Source organism: Mesorhizobium sp. WSM4308 (assembly GCF_002294905.1).
GTDB lineage: Bacteria > Pseudomonadota > Alphaproteobacteria > Rhizobiales > Rhizobiaceae > Mesorhizobium.
In genome coordinates, this window is record NZ_NSFW01000008.1 from 140,336 (window position 1) to 156,256 (window position 15,921).

Sequence of the window (15,921 nt, forward strand, 5' to 3'; positions counted from 1 at the left end):
AAACCTCAGCTTGTAGAGCCGGCGCGCAATTTGCCGATGGTGCCGGTGGTGCTCTTGCCGGCGACGAGATCGACCAGCACGACGCGCCCGCCGGCCTTCTGCACCACCTCGGCGCCGACCACGGTGTCGATGGTATAGTCCGCGCCCTTGACCAGGATGTCGGGCAGCAGCGCCTCGATCAGCGCCAGCGGCGTATCTTCCTCGAAGACAATGACGGCATCGACCGAGGCAAGGGCCGCGAGCACGCAGGCGCGGTCGTGCTGGTCGTTGACAGGACGGCCCGGCCCTTTCAGCCGCCGCACCGAAGCATCGCTGTTGAGGCCGAGCACCAGCCGGTCGCACTGGCTGCGCGCCGCGTGCAGCAGGCTGACATGGCCGGCATGCAGAATATCGAAGCAGCCATTGGTAAAGCCGACGCTCAGGCCCTCTTCCTTCCAGGCCGCCACCATGCGCGCGGCCGATGCGGCATCGAGAATGGCATCCTTGTGGGCGGTCGGTCCGTGCGAGCGAAACAGCGCCCCGGTCAGCTCCTCGACCGTCAGCCGCGCGGTGCCGCGTTTTCCGACCACGACGCCGCCGGCGGCATTGGCGATCGAGGCCGCCGCGACGGGATCGGCTCCCGATGCGAGCGCCAGCGCGAACGTCGCGATCACCGTGTCGCCGGCGCCAGAGACATCGAACACTTCGCGCGCCTGGGTGGCGATATGGCGCGCCTCGACCGGGCCGACGACGCTCATGCCCTTTTCACTGCGCGTGGCGACGACGAAGTCGAAACCATGCGCCGAAATCAGTTCGCGTGCGGCAGCCACGATCTCGTCATCGGCGAACACGGCGTGGCCGACGGCCTCGCCAAGCTCCTTGCGGTTGGGGGTGATGGCGGTCGCGCCGGCATAGCGCGCATAGTCGCGGCCCTTCGGATCGACCAGCACCGGCTTGCCCGCCTCGCGGCAGATGGCGATGAGTTCGGCGGCGACGCCGTCGAGCAGGATGCCCTTGCCGTAATCGGACAGGATGACGATGTCGGCCCCCGCCAGTGCCGCGCGGAAATGCCGGATCAGCCCTGCCCGCTCAGTCGCGTCCAGCGGCTTGATCTCTTCCTCGTCGAAGCGCAGCACCTGCTGGTTGAGCGCGCTGAAGCGGCTCTTCGACGACGTCATGCGGCCGCGCTGCTGCCAAAGCCCCGCTGTCTCGGCGCCAAGCTCGCCGAGCATCCGCACCAGGCTGTCGCCGGCGGTGTCCGTGCCGATCACCGAAACCGGAATGGCCCGCGCGCCAAGCGAGACGATGTTGGCCACGACATTGCCGGCGCCTCCCATGGCCGAGGTCTCGCCGCGCCCATGCAGCACGGGGATCGGCGCTTCCGGCGAAATCCGCTCGATGACGCCGTTGACGAAGCGGTCGAGGATAAGGTCGCCGACCACCAGCACGGTGACGCCGCCAAAGCGGGCAATGGCGCGGTGCAAGGGTTCGGGAGAAGGCGGATTGTGCTTGATCATATCACTGGCAACGCGCGGGGAAAAACAGTCGCTGAAACATATGGGGTGTCGGCTGGCGGTCGTTCATGCCTGCCGATATACCGCAATTCGAACCGGCGCAACGGCGGCGCCGCTTCAGCTCTTCTGCAAGGCAACGTGGACGCCGAGCCCGACCAGCACGGCACCACCGGCCCGCTGCATCAGCCGCTGCGCCCGGCTCGAACGCCGCAGCCGGCCGATGACGAGGCCGGCCAGGAACACGCAGACGATGTCGGCCGAGGAGAACATCAGGTTGACGATGGTGCCTAGCACCACGAATTGCAGCCACACCGGGAGGGCCGCCGAGGCATCGATGAACTGCGGCAGGAACGCCATGAAGAAGATCGCGGTTTTCGGATTGAGCACCTCGACGGTGATGCTCTCGAAAAAGGCGCGGCGGGCCGATTTCCGCTCGATCGCGGGCAGCGCCACGTCGCCCTCGATGCGTTTGCGAAACAGCGAGACGCCGAGCCAGATCAGATAGAGCGCGCCGACCAGCTTGACCGCCATGTAGAGCGGCGGCACTGCATGGAACAGCACCGACAGGCCGGCGGCGGCGGCAAAGACATGGACATAACCGCCGAGATGGATGCCCAGTGCCGCCGTCAGTCCCGACCAGCGCCCGCGCGCCATCGTCTGCGCCGCCGCATAAAGCATGGCCGGACCGGGGATATAGGCGAAGATCGCCGTGGTGGCGAAGAACGCAATGAGCAGTTCGGTCGACGGCATTTTCTGTCCCTAATGATCGGTGCTGACTGAGCGGAAGCTTTGCGGCGCCACTGTGACGCCTGCACCTGCTTTGTCGACAGCCCGGCTGGCCTCCCTTATAAGGACCGGAATCGCAAGCAACCAGAGGCCTTCATGATCATCGTCACGGGCGGCGCCGGCATGATCGGCTCCAACATCGTCGCCGCGCTCAATGCCGAAGGCCATGACGACATCCTCGTCGTCGATGATCTCACCGACGGCCACAAGATCGCCAATCTCGCCGACCTCGGCATTGCCGACTATCTCGACAAGGACGATTTTCTGACCCGCTTCGAGGCCGGGTCGCTCGGTCGTGTCGAGGCCGTGTTCCACCAGGGCGCCTGCTCGACCACCACCGAGTGGAACGGCAAGTTCATGATGGAGGTGAATTTTGCTTATTCGAAGCGGCTGCTGCATGCCTGCCAGGGCCTGCGCGTGCCCTTCCTCTACGCCTCCTCGGCTTCCGTCTACGGTGGCGGTTCCGAGTTTCGCGAGGAGCCGGCGCTCGAGCGGCCGCTCAACGTCTATGCCTATTCGAAGAAGCTGTTCGACGACTATGTCAGGCGCACCGTCTTCGACACCGACCATTCGCAGGTCGCAGGCCTGCGCTATTTCAACGTCTATGGCCCGCGCGAGGCGCACAAGGGCGCCATGGCCTCGGTCGCCTTCCATCTGTTCAACCAGGTCGAGCGCGGCGAGAATCCGAAACTGTTCGGCGCCTATGACGGCTTCGGCCCCGGCGAACAGAGCCGCGACTTCATCCATGTCGGCGATGTCGCCGACGTCAATCTATGGCTGTGGAAGCGCGGCTCGAACGGCATCTTCAACTGCGGCACCGGCCGCGCCCAACCCTTCCGCGCCATCGCCGAAACCGTCATCGATACGCTGGGCAAGGGCGAGATCGAGTTCATCCCCTTCCCCGACCACCTCAAGGGCAGCTACCAGAGCTTCACGCAAGCTGATATGTCCCGTTTGCGCGCGGCCGGTTACAACGGCCAGTTCCGGACAGTGGAAACCGGTGTCAGAGACTATGTCGAATGGCTGAAAGCCCAACGATCCTCGTGATCGGCCCACGCTGGGTGGGCGACATGGTGATGGCGCAGTGCCTGTTCTCGGCGCTGAAGGAGCTCCATCCCAACGCCGCGATCGACGTGCTCGCGCCGGCCTGGGCGGCACCGCTGGTCAAGCGCATGCCCGAGATCCGCCAGCAGATCGACTTTCCGCTGAAACCCGGCGCGCTCGAATTTACCCATCGCCGCCGCTTCGGCCGCCTGCTGCGCGGCCGCTACGACATGGCCTATGTCCTGCCGGGCAGCTGGAAATCGGCGCTGATCCCCTTCTTTGCCCGCATTCCGCGCCGTGTCGGCCATCTGCGCGAAATGCGCTATGGATTGCTGACCGACATCGTGCCGCTGCCGAACGCCGTGAAACGGCGCACCGCGCAGGCCTATTTCAGTCTCGCCAGGGGCGGCAGTTTTCGCGCGCCCCATCTGACCGTGGATGCCGGCAACCAAGCCGCCCTGCTCGACCGTTTCGGGCTGGCGCGGCAGAAATTCGTCGCCCTGATGCCTGGCGCCGAATTCGGCCCGGCCAAGCGCTGGCCGAGCGAAAGCTATGCCGGCCTTGCCCGCGAGTTCGTGGACAAGGGCCTGAAGGTCGCCCTGTTCGGTTCGAAGAACGACCGCGACGTCACTGCCGAGATCGCTGCCCTTGCCCCCGGCGTCGTCGACCTCGCCGGCCAGACACGTCTGGAGGACGCCATCGACCTGATCGCCGCGGCAAGGCTGGCTGTGTCCAACGACAGCGGACTGATGCATGTCGCGGCAAGCGTCGGCACGCCGATCGTTGCCGTCTACGGCTCGACCTCGCCCGAAAACACGCCGCCGCTGGCGGAACGGCGCGAGTTGGTCTGGCTGCACCTCTCCTGCTCGCCCTGCCACCAGAAGATCTGCCCGCTCGGCCATCTCAACTGCCTGAAGACAATGGAAGTCGGCCAGGTAGCGGCGGCGGCGGAGCGGCTGCTGGAATTCCCGGCCGCGGCATGAAGGTCCTGATCGTCAAGACATCGTCGATGGGCGATGTCATCCACACCTTTCCGGCCGTCGAGGATGCCAGCCTGCACCGGCCCGACGTTTCCTTCGACTGGTGCGTCGAGGAGGCGTTTGCCGGCATTGTCGCCCTGCACCCGGCGGTTGGCAGGATCCATACGGTGGCCATCCGGCGCTGGCGCAAGGCGCTTTTCAGGGACAGCACCTGGCGCGAGGCGGCCGCGCTGCGCCGAACCTTGCGCGAATGCCGCTACGATCTGGTCATCGACGCACAGGGCCTGCTGAAATCGGCCCTGGTGGCGCGGCAGGCGCGCGCACCGATCGCCGGCTTCGACCGGTCGAGCGCGCGCGAACCCTCGGCGACCATGTTCTACGACGTCACCTACGGCGTGCCGCGCAACCTGCACGCCATCGAGCGGACGCGGCGGCTGTTCGGGCTGGCGCTTGGCTATCAGCCCGATCTGTCGACGCTCGCTTCAGGCATCGTGCCCCCACCCGGCGCTCTCGCCGCCATCACCGGAAAAACCGCCTTCCTGTTGCACGGCACCAGCCGCGAGGACAAGAAATGGCCTGTCGAGGACTGGATCGGGACCGCCCGCCTGCTGGTCGAGCGCGGCATGATGCCGGTCACCACCTGGTCGAACGAACGTGAGAAGTCCGTGGCCGAAGCCATCGCCAGGGTCGTGCCGTCCACGGTCGTGGTGCCAAAATCGCCGCTGGCCGACATCGCCGCCATCCTCGGCCGCTCCACGCTGGTCATCGGCGCCGACACCGGCCTGACCCACCTCGCCAGCGCTTTCGGCCTGCCGACGGTTGCTGTGTTTCTGGCGACGGAGCCGGGTTTGACGGGTCCGCGTGGGCAATTTGCGTCGACACTGCTGGCCGCCCCTGGTGGACGTCTGACGCCCGCGGAGGTGGTGGCGGAAGCCGGCACGCTGCTTAATCTCAAATTGCAGGCGCCGGCTTAGGGCCTTTTAAAAATAGAACTATCAAGAGGCCCTAAATAAACTGCACCTGGACGATCTCATACCCCCTGGCACCGCCGGGCGCATTGACCTCGATGGCGTCGCCAACTTCCTTGCCGATCAATGCGCGCGCGATCGGCGAGGAGATCGAGATGCGGCCGGACTTCACGTCCGCTTCCTGGTCGCCGACGATCTGATAAGTCTTCTTTTCCTCGGTGTCCTCGTCGACCAGCACGACGGTGGCGCCGAACTTGACCTTGTCGCCGCTGAGCTTGGTGACGTCGATCACCTCGGCGCGCGCGATCAGGTCCTCGAGCTCGTTGACGCGGCCCTCATTCAGGCTCTGCGCCTCCTTGGCGGCGTGGTATTCGGCATTTTCGGACAGGTCGCCATGCGAGCGCGCCTCGGAGATCGCCTCGATGATGCGCGGCCGCTCTTCCTGCTGGCGCCAACGCAGTTCTTCCTTCAATGACGCGAACCCCTCGCCTGTCATCGGGACCTTGTTCATGATGCCTGACCTTTCCTGCCGCCACCCCCGCGTTTCGGGGGAAGCCTTGTCGTTGGGTACAAAAAGAAAACGGTCCGGCAGCCTCGGGCTAACGGAACCGTTTCACCGCAATTTCCCCCAATATAGCAATCTTCGCGGGTTTTTCACGCCCAAAAATCGGTTTTGCAAAAATCATCCCCGCTTTCACCAGAGGAGGTGGCAGGTGAGGCGGGCGGCAACAAAAAACGGCCGCGATCGCTCGCGGCCGCTTTGATAAGCTTGGGAGCCTGATCAGCTCCGCATGAAATGCTCGATCTGCTCGGACAGCATGCCATATTCGCGCGAGCCCTTGCCGGTGCGCTTCTCGATTTCCATCAGCTGCTGCTGGGCGCCGGCGAGATCGCCGATCTGCAGATGCGCCTCGCCGAGATATTCGCGCACCAGGGTGTAGTTCGGGTCGATGCGCAGCGCTTCCTCGTAATAGCCGAGACCGACCGTGACACGGCCGGAATGGCGGTGCGAATAGCCGAGATAGTTGAGGATGCGCGGATCCTGCTTGTTGGCGGCGAGGGTAAGCACCGAGATCGCCTCGTCATAGCGCCCGGCCATCGCCAGGTCGTGTCCGGCCTCATAGATGCTGTCGTCGTCCAGCATGCCTTCCTGCGGTGCAACGCATTTCTGCTTCTTCTTGTCCCAGACCTCACCCTTTTTGCATTGGGTGGTGGTCTGGGTGCCACCGCCGCTGCCCGCCGCGAACACCGGGACCGCGAAGAACTGCAGCGCGACAAGGGCAGTCGCGGCCTGGATCAGCATTCTTTTGTGCATCAAAGCCTCCTTGAGGGGTGAGAATGCAACACTAACGCCAAGCGTCCCGCGTTTCATCCCGGAAATAATTCACGTGGAGAACATCAGGTGACGGAGGCCGGAAATCCGCTATCATCCGGGCAAACGACTGACGGAGACGGCCCGTGCAGCGGCGGCTTGAAAAGGACTGGGATCTTACGATCGGCCCCGATACCGTGCGCCTGTTCATCCTCAAGGCCAAGGCGTTGAGTGCCGCCGTCAACGAGGACTATGCCGACGGTGCCGAACACGAGATCGAGTTCGACGGCGACACGCACGACAATCATCACCATGACGGCCTTGTCGAGGAAAGTTCGGAAAACCTGACCGAAGAGGAACTGCGCGAACTGATCAACGACCTCAATGTCGATGAAGCCGCCGAACTGGTCGCGCTCGCCTGGGTCGGCCGCGGCGACTACGACGCCTCGGAATGGGTGGACGCCGTGACGGCGGCGCGCGAACGCGCCAACAAGCGCACGGCCAAGTACCTGCTTGGCATGCCGCTGCTCGCCGACTGGCTGGAGGAAGGCCTCGAAGCGATCGGCGCGTAACGCCGTGGTAACCGATTGTGATCGGCGCAAAGCGTTCGTCGAGGCAACTTCCAGCATGCCGGCGCCGTTTCGGAGCGATGGCAACGCTGAGCTTTTCCCGACTTTGCACCTTGGCGCTGCTTCTGGCGGCTGCGGTCCTGCTGGCGACACCGGCCGACGCCAGACATCGTCACAGGCATTACCAGCCACTATCCCCTCGGATGGATCAGTCGTCGACGCAGCGTCTGGACCAGCCGCGAAGGCCGAGGTTCAAGCACCGCGTGAGAGCGCGGGGCAAGCAGCCGCCAAAGCAGGCGCCACAGGAAACGCCGGAGCAGCAGACCTCGCCCGCCGAGGTTCCAGTGCCGGAGCCGCGTCCCGCGGACGCTCCAAAGGCCGACGCCGCACCGGCGGAAGAGCAAAAGACGGAAGGTCCAAAGGCCCCGGACGCCTCCAACCAGCTCAATGAGGAAAAGTCTCGTCATGCAAAGCAGGCACATCCCGAGCCGTCAGCCCCCGAACCTTCGTCCCGAACGCCGTCAACCAAAACGGAGAGCGAGCCGGAGCCGCCAGCCGAGGTGCCGATCCCGACACAAAGACCCGACACTACGGAACCAGAGGTTGGGCCTCCTGCCATGGCCCCGCAGCCGCCGCCAAAACCGGCGGATGCCGGCGATGAGAAAATGCTTCCCGACCCGCGCTCGGCCGACCGGCCTGGCGAAAAGATGCCCGCCGAGGAAGTCGCCTGCCGCGAACGGCTGAAGGCGCTCGGCGTCGAATTCGAGGAGCACAATGCGGAAAGCAATCCCGAAATCGGCTGCTCCATCCCCTACCCCCTGGTGCTGAAGAGCCTTGGCAAGTCGATCGCCATCGCCCCCGGCACCGAGCTCAACTGCCCGATGGCCGAAGCGGCGGCGCGCTTTGCCGCCGAAATCATCCAGCCGGCGGCGAAAGCCGAATTCGGCGCCGACCTCAAATCGATCGGCCAGGCATCGGCCTTCGTCTGCCGTCCGCGCCACGGCACCGGGAAACTGTCCGAGCACGCCTTCGGCAATGCGCTCGACATCGCCAGCTTCACCTTGTCCGACGGCCGGAAGGTCGAGGTCGGCCCAACGCCGCCCGAGAAGGATGCCAAATTCCTCAACGCGGTGCGCAAGGCCGCCTGCGGTCCATTCAAGACCGTGCTCGGACCGGGAGCAGACGCCGACCACGCGCTGCACTTCCACCTCGATCTCGAGCCGCGCAGGCATGGCGGCACGTTCTGCCAGTAGGCCCTCAACGATCGCCGCCGCATTTCCGCCGCAGGCGTGAATGCGGGCGCTGAGTTTTCCTTTACCCTTGATCGTTAAAATGCCGGATATCCGGCCATGATCCCGAAAAGTGGAACCCAGTTTTCGGAAAGGATCATGGCCAGGCAAAAGGTAGAACCTGATCAGGATCAGGTTCGGGGACAGGATTCCGCCAATGGCCGGCAAATTTCGCGCCGTGTTTTTCGCCACCGCGCGCCGATCGAAACCCGCGACGCTGCTGGCCGCCGGCCTTACCCTCGCGGCGGTTTCGGCCTGCAACACCGGCAGCGTGCTGTCGCTGCAGCCGGCGGTCGATGTCGGCGCGCAAACCGGGGCCGTGCCGCAATATACCGGCATGCAGCGGCTTGTCCCCTCCAATCCCTACATGACGCAGGCCGCCTATCCACGCATGGATGAGCCGATGTCGCCAGTCGAGCAGATACCGGCCAGCGAAGTCGATTGCCGCCAGCAGCTGAAGCGCCTCGATGTCGCCTATACCGACCTGGCGCCGATCCATGAAGGCCAGTGCGGCATCGACTATCCCGTAAAGGTCACGGCCATCGGCAGTGTCGAGATGAAGCCCGCAGCGACGCTGACCTGCGACATGGCCGCCACCTTTGCCGCCTGGACGAAGAACGAACTCGTTCCCTCCGCCCGCTGGCGCTACTTCTCCGGCGTCAAGACCATCCACCAGGGCTCGAGCTATTCCTGCCGCAACATCGCCGGCGAAGGTGTTTTGTCCGAGCACGGCAAGGGCAATGCGCTCGACGTGATGAGCATCGAACTCAACAATGGCGACGACATCGACGTGCGCAAGCCCGGCCTGTTCGCCTTCCGCACGCGCGGCTTCCTCAACAATGTACGCGCCGATGGCTGCCAGTATTTCACCACCGTGCTCGGACCCGGCTACAATTACGACCACCGCAACCATTTCCATTTCGACATCAAGAACCGCAGGAACGGCTATCGCGCCTGCCGGTAACAGATGATCAGGCGGCTCATGCGCCAGCGGTGGAAGCGATGATTTGCCTTGCCACCAGATCCTGGACGCGCCAGAGGTTCCGGTCGTGGATACCGCTTTCCTCCAGCTTGCTGACGGTCCGGAAGAGATACTGCGCCGACGAACCCCAATGTCCGGCAGCCCGCGCCAGCGTATCGGCGACCTGCTCCGGCGGCAGGCGTCCTGCATAGGCCCTGCCATCCGGCGCGGCGACGAAGGCCAGGGCGCGTAGCGGACCGTCCCTCGTCTGCACCTTAATCCAGCGCGGCACATTCGTTGGCGGGTTGGCATCGATCTCACGGCGCATCAACTGGCCGAGTTGCCCGAAATGATCTTCCACGGGCAGCCGGTAAACAATGCCGTTGCAACTGCCACCGCGGTCGAGAGCCAGCATCAGGGCTGGCAATTCGCGGGTTCCACGCCAGCGGGTCAGTTTCAGGCAGAATGAGCGGTGCCATCCTGGCGCCGTGGCTGGGCGCTGCTCGACAGGAACGAATTCAGGATTCCAGATCAGCGAGCCGTAGGCAAAGACCCACAGCGCCTCAGGCCGGTATTGCGACAGGAGTTGCTCGACAAGGCCGTCGAACTCCGCGTCGCTATGCTCGGCTGTCCCAGGCTCGGGGCCGGGATCCGGTTCGATGCGTTCGACCCTCGCGACAAGGTCGGCGGTCAACGCCATTGGTCCGCGGCCTGCCGGTTTCCCCTTCATTCTCGCCCCCGCGCAAAAACGATGGCCGACGATAGACCGGCTGACCATTGATTTCCAGGGACCGTCGGGCAACAGATACGGCACGAATCGAGCCTCTTTCATGAGCCAACGAAGCCTTCGGCGACGCGCGACAATCTGGCTGGCGTCCTTGCTAGGCGCCTGGGTCGTTCTCGCCTATGTTGCCGCGCCGGAATTCTGGACGTTCCGCGAGCGCGGCTTCCACGACCAACGCTTCGAAATGGTGACGCACACGCCGCAAGGCATTCCAGGCGACCCGATCAATGTCGGCCTTGTCGGCACCGGGAGGGAGGTGGTCCACGCCTTCGCCATTGCCGGTTGGGATACAGCCGACGCGATCACTTTGAGAACGGCGATCGACATCGGCGAAAGTGTGTTGTTTTCCCGCCCCTATCCCGATGCGCCGATGAGCCGCCTGCTGTTCGAGGGCCGCGCCCAGGATCTCGCTTTCGAAAAGCCGGTCGGCGACAGCGCCGACCAGCGCCATCACGTGCGTTTCTGGGAGACCGATACGGTCGGCGACGACGGCCGTCCGCTCTGGCTGGGTGCCGCCAGCTTCGATCGCGGCGTCGGCCTCAGCCACGACACCGGTGCCATCACCCATCACATCGGTCCCGACATCGACGCCGAACGCGACTTCCTGATCGGCGACCTCAAGGCGGCCGGTCTGCTGGCATCGACCAGCGACATGGCGGGCATCGGCGCCACCAGGACTGGCCGCAATGGCGGCGGCGACCCCTATTTCACCGACGGCAAGGCAATCATCGGCGTGCTGAAGCAGCAGCAATGATCGGATGCCGAGGTCAGGTCGTGCTGATCACGATCTTGCCGAACGGCCCTTTTTCCAGATGCTGCAGGGCCTGCGGCACCTCGTCGAAGCCAAAGACCTTGTCGATGACCGGCTTGATGCCGAGCGCCTCGATCGCCTGGTTCATCCGCTCGAAGGACCGGCGATGGCCGATCGACAGACCCTGCACGACAATGCGGTTGCGCATGAAGGGCACGATCGGGAAATTGAGCTCCATCGCGCCTAGGAGACCAATGATCGACAGCCGGCCGCTGGCGGCCAGCGCGTTCAGCGATCGCCGCGCATTGTCGCCGCCGACCATTTCCAGAATATGGTTCACGCCCAACCCACAGGTCAGTTCACGCGCCGCCTCGTCCCATGCCGGCCGGGCGCGATAGTTGATCACCTGCCAGGCGCCGAGCTTTCTTGCACGCTCGAGTTTCTCGTCGCTGCTCGAGGTGACGATGGCGCGCAGGCCGAACGCCTTGGCGAACTGCAAGGCAAACAGCGACACGCCGCCAGTGCCCTGGATGAGGATGGTCTGGCCCGCCACCGGCCTTGTCGCCTCGGCCATCGCAAACCAGGCGGTCAAGGCGGCGATCGGCAGCGTCGCCGCCTCGATATCGCTGAGCGATGGCGGCGCCAGCACGGCGGCGTCTTCGCCGAAAATGACGTGGTCGGAAAGCACGCCCGGCAGCGAGAACCCCAGCGTATGCTTGTGCAGTACCGGCGGCGCGTCGCCATCCGGCCAGTCGGCGATGACCTGGCCAAGCACGCGCTGCCCGACCTGGAAGCGGCTGACCGCACTGCCGATGGCGACGATCTCGCCCACCGCATCCGATGTCGGCACGAAGGGAAAGGTAAGGTCGGGGATCAGCGTCCCGTCCACGATCAGCCTGTCCTTGTAGTTCAGCGACACGGCTTTCGTGCGCACCAGAAGCCCGTGCGGCCCGGGTTGCGGCATCTTGCCCATCACCTGGCTCAGCCTGGACAGGCCGAAACCGCTCATCTGCCAGGATCGGTTGATTTGGGTGCTCATCTTGCTCGGGCTCCGTGATTGATGGCCACGCGAGACATTTATGCTCTTCGGCTATGGAAAATAGAGCTCCAATGCGGCATATCTGACGACTGATTGAGGAGCAATATTCACCAATTGGAATGATCATGGAAACGACCGACCTGCAAGGCATCGTCGCATTCGTCCAGGCCGTGGAGGCCGGCAGCTTCACCGGCGCCGGCGAGCGGCTGCATGTGACGAAGTCGGCGATCGGCAAGTCGGTCGCCCAGTTGGAGCAGCGCCTTGGCGTTCGGCTGCTCAACCGCACCACCCGCAGCCTCAGGCCGACCAGCGAAGGCGTGAGCTACTATGAGGCCTGCATCAGGGCGCTGGCCGAGATCGAGGCGGCGCAGTCGCTGCTCGCCGCCCGCCGGCAGATCCCTTCCGGCCGGCTGCGTGTCGATGTTCCGCTCGCCTTTGGTCGGCGCTGCGTCGCGCCCGTCCTGTTCGAGATTTCCAGGAAATTCCCCGAACTCACGGTCGAGATCTCCTTCAACGACCGTCGCGTCGACCTGATCGAGGAAGGCATCGACCTCGCCATCCGCATGGGAGAACTGGACGACAGCCTGTCGCTGGCGGCCAGACGCATCTATGCCCAGCGCTCGGCCATCTGCGCCGCTCCCGCCTATCTCGACGAGCACGGCAGGCCGCGATCGGTCGAGGATCTCGCCCATCACAGCGTCATCGGCTACGGCCGCGACGGCGTCGTCCGCCCCCGGCTGATCAGACATGGCGACGGCCGCCAGACGACCTTCGCCCCCAAGGCGAGGCTTGTCCTCGGCCATGGCGAACCGATGCTCGACGCCGCCCTTGCCGGCTGCGGCATCGCTTTCCTGCCGACCTGGCTGGCGGCCGACAGCCTCAGGCAGGGCGACCTCGAAATGGTCCTGTCGGATTGTGCGGTGGAAAACGTCGTCGTGCACGCCGTCTGGCCAGTGACGCGCGCGCTCACGCCAAAGGTGCGGGTTGTCGTCGACGCCCTCGTCGAACATCTTTCGGCGCCGCCTTGGGACAAGGCCTGAAGACACGCGTCATATTCCAAGATACCTCATGTATGTCACCCAAAAGTGGTCCCGGTTTTGGTATGACGACATGCATCAACACAATGCATGTCGCCCAAAAGTGGCTCCGGTTTTGGGACAACGACATGCGTCAACACAAAGACTGAAAGCGGGCCGCGTGTCATCCATTTGCGCGTGACGCGCTTTCACTATTTTCGAGCGGCCCGCCGCAATGCTATTGAGCCCTCATGCTATACGTCGAAATCGCTATCGTGGTCGTCCTCATCTGCGTGAACGGCCTTCTGGCAATGTCCGAACTCGCCATCGTTTCATCGCGCCCGGCACGGCTCAAGGCGATGATCGACCGTGGCGTCAACGGCGCCGGCCGGGCGCTGGATCTTGGCTCCAATCCCGGCAAGTTCCTGTCCTCGGTGCAGATCGGCATCACTCTGGTCGGTGTGCTCTCCGGCGCCTTCTCCGGCGCCACGCTGGGCGACCGGCTGTCCGTGTTCCTGGCCTCGGCGGGCATGCGCGAAAGCGTCGCCGATCCGCTCGGCGTCGGCATCGTCGTTGCCATCATCACCTATTTCTCGCTGATCGTCGGCGAACTGGTGCCCAAGCAGATCGCGCTGCGCGACCCCGAGCGCGTTGCCGCCCGCGCGGCGCCGGCCATGACCATCCTCGCCAGCATTTCGGCGCCGCTGGTGTTCCTGCTCGACATTTCCGGCCGCGCCATATTGTGGCTGCTCGGCCAGCGTGGCGAAAGCGAGGAGAAGGTCACCGACGAAGAGATCAAGATGCTGGTCGCCGAGGCCGAGCATCACGGCACCATCGAATCCGACGAACGGCGCATGATCGCCGGCGTCATGCGGCTCGGCGACCGCGCCGTGCGCGCGGTGATGACGCCGCGCACCGAGGTCGACTGGATCAACCTGCAGTCCGACGACACGACGATCCGCAAGCTGCTCATGGAAACGCAGCATTCACGCCTGCCGGCGGGTGACGGCGGCGTCGATGTCATGGTCGGCGTCGTCCAGACCCGCGACGTGCTGGCGGCGATCCTTGCCGGCCGCACGCTCGACCCGCGCAAGCATGTGCGCGCCGCCCCCATCGTCTACGACCAGGCCGACGCGCTCGACGTGCTGCACAAGCTCAAGGAATCCGACGTGCCGATGGCGCTGGTGCATGACGAATACGGCCATTTCGAAGGCATCGTCACGCCGGCCGATATTCTCGAAGCCATCACCGGCGTGTTCCGGGCGGACCTCGATGCCGGCGACGAGGAAAACGCCGTCAAGCGCGAGGACGGCTCATGGCTGCTCGCCGGCTATATGCAGGCCGACGAGATGGCCGAGATTCTGGGCTTCGACCTACCCGAAAACCGCGACTACGAGACCGTCGCCGGCTATGTGCTGTCGCACATGCACCATCTGCCGGCGACCGGCGAATGCGTCGACGCGCAAGGCTGGCGCTTCGAGGTGGTCGACCTCGACGGCCGCCGCATCGACAAGCTGATCGCCACCCGCCTGCCCGGTACCCACCGCGAGGCGGTGCGGTGATTGTCTGAATGTCGGCCCGGCGGATTGCGCCGCCGGCGACAGCTACCGCTCCGTGAACGCGCGAGCGAAGGAATCGAGCATCGGCCGTGCCAGATACTCGAAGAAAGTCCGGTCGCCAGTGTTGATGAACGCCTCGACCGGCGTTCCGGGATAAATCTGCTCGGGCTCCACGCCGGGCGGCAGGTCGGCGGCAATCCTGAGTTTGACCCGGAAATAGGGCTCATGCGTAGCCTCGTCGACGAGTCGGTCCGCGGAAATCTGTGCCACGGTGGCTGAAACCTCGGGGGTGAGCCGCATGTTCAAGGCGGACAATCGCAGTTTCGCCGGTTGGCCGACACGGACCTGATCGACGTCCTTCGGCCGCAGCCTTGCATCGACAATCAGGCCCGGTGCGGTAGGCAGGATCTCCATGATCTTCTCACCGCGGGCAATCACACTGCCCTTGGCATTGTAGGTCGAGGACACCACGATGCCCGCGGCCGGTGCCTTGATCCTCGTCCGCCGCAGCACCGCCTCGGCCGCCCTGACCTGTTCCTCGATGTCGGCCAGGTTGGAGCGAACCTCGTCCAGCTTCGTCAGCGCCTCTTCCACGCGCTGCGTGGTCAGGCGCTCGATCTGCTCCTGGGCCTCGACGATCTGGGTGTTGACCGCCGCCAGATTGGCTTCCAGCGCCCCGGCCTGCCCGACGAGATCGGCCTCGCTGCGCAAAAGCTGCGAATATTCGGTGCGATTGGTGAGGCCCTTGTCCAGCAGGCTTGTCTTGATGCCGAGTTCCTTCTTCACGATTTCGGCTTGTTGCCGAACGGCCTCTTTCTGGGACTGCAACCCCACCACGGACTGCCGATGCATGGCCAGTCGTTGGGCCAGGATCGATTGTTCCGATCGGAACCGGGCGAGTCTGGCGTCGAATTCCTTTTGCTGTTCTCGAATGAGGGCTTCGAAATCGGCCTGGAGCGGTGCCGGCGCCGGTTTGGTGATTGGCGCCAGCCTGTCCAACCCGTCGCGTTCCGCCTCCAGCCGTGCCGCACCAGCCCTGAGCGCGATCGACTGTCTCGTCAGCCGGTTGAGCTCGGCCTGCGCGGCTGTCGGATCCAGCACGATCAGATCCTGGGCCTGTTGCACGCGATCGCCGTCATGGACCAGCAACGCCTCGATGATGCCGCCGTCGGGATGCTGGATCAGGATGTTTCCGCCGGTCGCCGAGATCGTGCCTTGCGTGATCACCGCTCCGGACAAGGGCGCGCTGACGGCCCAATAGCCGAAGCAACCCACCAACAGCGCCGTTGCCGCGTATCCGGCGAATGCGACGCGCCTTATGTTGGTACGCGGGTTGCCTTCCTCCCAGGCGAGGCTCTGCGCCGCCATCA

The 15,921-nt window shown here is 64.7% G+C and carries 16 protein-coding genes; 9 read left to right on the forward strand and 7 right to left on the reverse strand.

Annotated elements, in window-relative coordinates:
* Positions 1-5: 5 nt before the first annotated feature.
* Both rfaE1 and CK227_RS16555 read right to left on the reverse strand, forming a co-directional pair.
* Positions 6-1,496 (reverse strand): D-glycero-beta-D-manno-heptose-7-phosphate kinase, encoded by a 1,491-nt coding sequence (gene rfaE1, locus CK227_RS16550; RefSeq protein ID WP_095773596.1) that lies wholly within the window; start codon positions 1,494-1,496, stop codon positions 6-8.
* A gap of 114 nt (positions 1,497-1,610) precedes the next feature.
* A complete protein-coding gene (locus CK227_RS16555; protein WP_095773595.1) occupies positions 1,611-2,243 on the reverse strand; it encodes a LysE family translocator in 633 nt (210 codons plus the stop codon).
* A gap of 132 nt (positions 2,244-2,375) precedes the next feature.
* On the opposite strand from CK227_RS16555, the gene rfaD reads away from it, so the two are divergent.
* From rfaD to waaC, 3 genes are read left to right on the forward strand one after another with little or no spacing between them, the layout of a single operon-like run.
* Positions 2,376-3,326, forward strand: a complete 951-nt coding sequence (gene rfaD, locus CK227_RS16560; protein WP_095773594.1) for an ADP-glyceromanno-heptose 6-epimerase — start codon at positions 2,376-2,378, stop codon at positions 3,324-3,326.
* Positions 3,299-4,306 (forward strand): lipopolysaccharide heptosyltransferase II, encoded by a 1,008-nt coding sequence (gene waaF / locus CK227_RS16565; RefSeq protein ID WP_095773593.1) that lies wholly within the window; start codon positions 3,299-3,301, stop codon positions 4,304-4,306. Before rfaD ends, waaF begins: the two co-directional genes overlap by 28 nt.
* Positions 4,303-5,277 carry a lipopolysaccharide heptosyltransferase I gene (gene waaC, locus CK227_RS16570; RefSeq protein ID WP_095773592.1) on the forward strand — a complete coding sequence of 325 codons (975 nt, stop codon included), beginning with the start codon at positions 4,303-4,305 and terminating at the stop codon, positions 5,275-5,277. Before waaF ends, waaC begins: the two co-directional genes overlap by 4 nt.
* 31 nt (positions 5,278-5,308) lie before the next feature.
* Here waaC and greA read toward each other — a convergent pair whose 3' ends face one another.
* Both greA and CK227_RS16580 read right to left on the reverse strand, forming a co-directional pair.
* A complete protein-coding gene (gene greA, locus CK227_RS16575; protein ID WP_008877613.1) occupies positions 5,309-5,782 on the reverse strand; it encodes a transcription elongation factor GreA in 474 nt (157 codons plus the stop codon).
* 270 nt (positions 5,783-6,052) lie between these two features.
* A complete protein-coding gene (locus tag CK227_RS16580; RefSeq protein WP_095773591.1) occupies positions 6,053-6,586 on the reverse strand; it encodes a tetratricopeptide repeat protein in 534 nt (177 codons plus the stop codon).
* Positions 6,587-6,729: 143 nt separating this feature from the next.
* Here CK227_RS16580 and CK227_RS16585 point away from each other — a divergent pair, with 143 nt between their 5' ends.
* The 3 genes from CK227_RS16585 to CK227_RS16595 all read left to right on the forward strand — a co-directional run bounded on the left by CK227_RS16585 (position 6,730) and on the right by CK227_RS16595 (position 9,405).
* On the forward strand, positions 6,730-7,155 hold the full coding sequence (locus tag CK227_RS16585) for a DUF3775 domain-containing protein (RefSeq protein ID WP_095773590.1): 426 nt from the start codon (positions 6,730-6,732) through the stop codon (positions 7,153-7,155).
* 200 nt (positions 7,156-7,355) lie between these two features.
* A complete protein-coding gene (locus tag CK227_RS16590; RefSeq protein WP_179296469.1) occupies positions 7,356-8,405 on the forward strand; it encodes an extensin family protein in 1,050 nt (349 codons plus the stop codon).
* Positions 8,406-8,598: 193 nt separating this feature from the next.
* On the forward strand, positions 8,599-9,405 hold the full coding sequence (locus tag CK227_RS16595; protein WP_095773588.1) for an extensin family protein: 807 nt from the start codon (positions 8,599-8,601) through the stop codon (positions 9,403-9,405).
* A 16-nt stretch (positions 9,406-9,421) separates the two neighbouring features.
* Here the strand turns inward: CK227_RS16595 and CK227_RS16600 are convergent, their stop codons facing one another.
* The gene (locus tag CK227_RS16600) at positions 9,422-10,132 is read right to left on the reverse strand and encodes a gamma-glutamylcyclotransferase (protein WP_095773587.1); all 711 of its coding nucleotides are present in this window, start codon (positions 10,130-10,132) and stop codon (positions 9,422-9,424) included.
* 100 nt (positions 10,133-10,232) lie between these two features.
* On the opposite strand from CK227_RS16600, the gene CK227_RS16605 reads away from it, so the two are divergent.
* A complete protein-coding gene (locus CK227_RS16605; protein ID WP_095773586.1) occupies positions 10,233-10,940 on the forward strand; it encodes an LssY C-terminal domain-containing protein in 708 nt (235 codons plus the stop codon).
* Positions 10,941-10,953: 13 nt separating this feature from the next.
* Here CK227_RS16605 and CK227_RS16610 read toward each other — a convergent pair whose 3' ends face one another.
* Positions 10,954-11,976, reverse strand: a complete 1,023-nt coding sequence (locus tag CK227_RS16610; RefSeq protein WP_095773585.1) for an NAD(P)-dependent alcohol dehydrogenase — start codon at positions 11,974-11,976, stop codon at positions 10,954-10,956.
* A gap of 125 nt (positions 11,977-12,101) precedes the next feature.
* On the opposite strand from CK227_RS16610, the gene CK227_RS16615 reads away from it, so the two are divergent.
* Both CK227_RS16615 and CK227_RS16620 read left to right on the forward strand, forming a co-directional pair.
* Complete coding sequence (locus CK227_RS16615; protein ID WP_095773721.1) at positions 12,102-13,016, forward strand: LysR family transcriptional regulator; 915 nt, start codon at positions 12,102-12,104, stop codon at positions 13,014-13,016.
* Positions 13,017-13,243: 227 nt separating this feature from the next.
* On the forward strand, positions 13,244-14,554 hold the full coding sequence (locus CK227_RS16620) for a hemolysin family protein (protein WP_095773584.1): 1,311 nt from the start codon (positions 13,244-13,246) through the stop codon (positions 14,552-14,554).
* A gap of 42 nt (positions 14,555-14,596) precedes the next feature.
* Here the strand turns inward: CK227_RS16620 and CK227_RS16625 are convergent, their stop codons facing one another.
* Entirely contained in the window at positions 14,597-15,919 is a 1,323-nt protein-coding gene (locus CK227_RS16625; RefSeq protein WP_095773720.1) for an HlyD family type I secretion periplasmic adaptor subunit, read from the reverse strand.
* Positions 15,920-15,921: the final 2 nt, after the last annotated feature.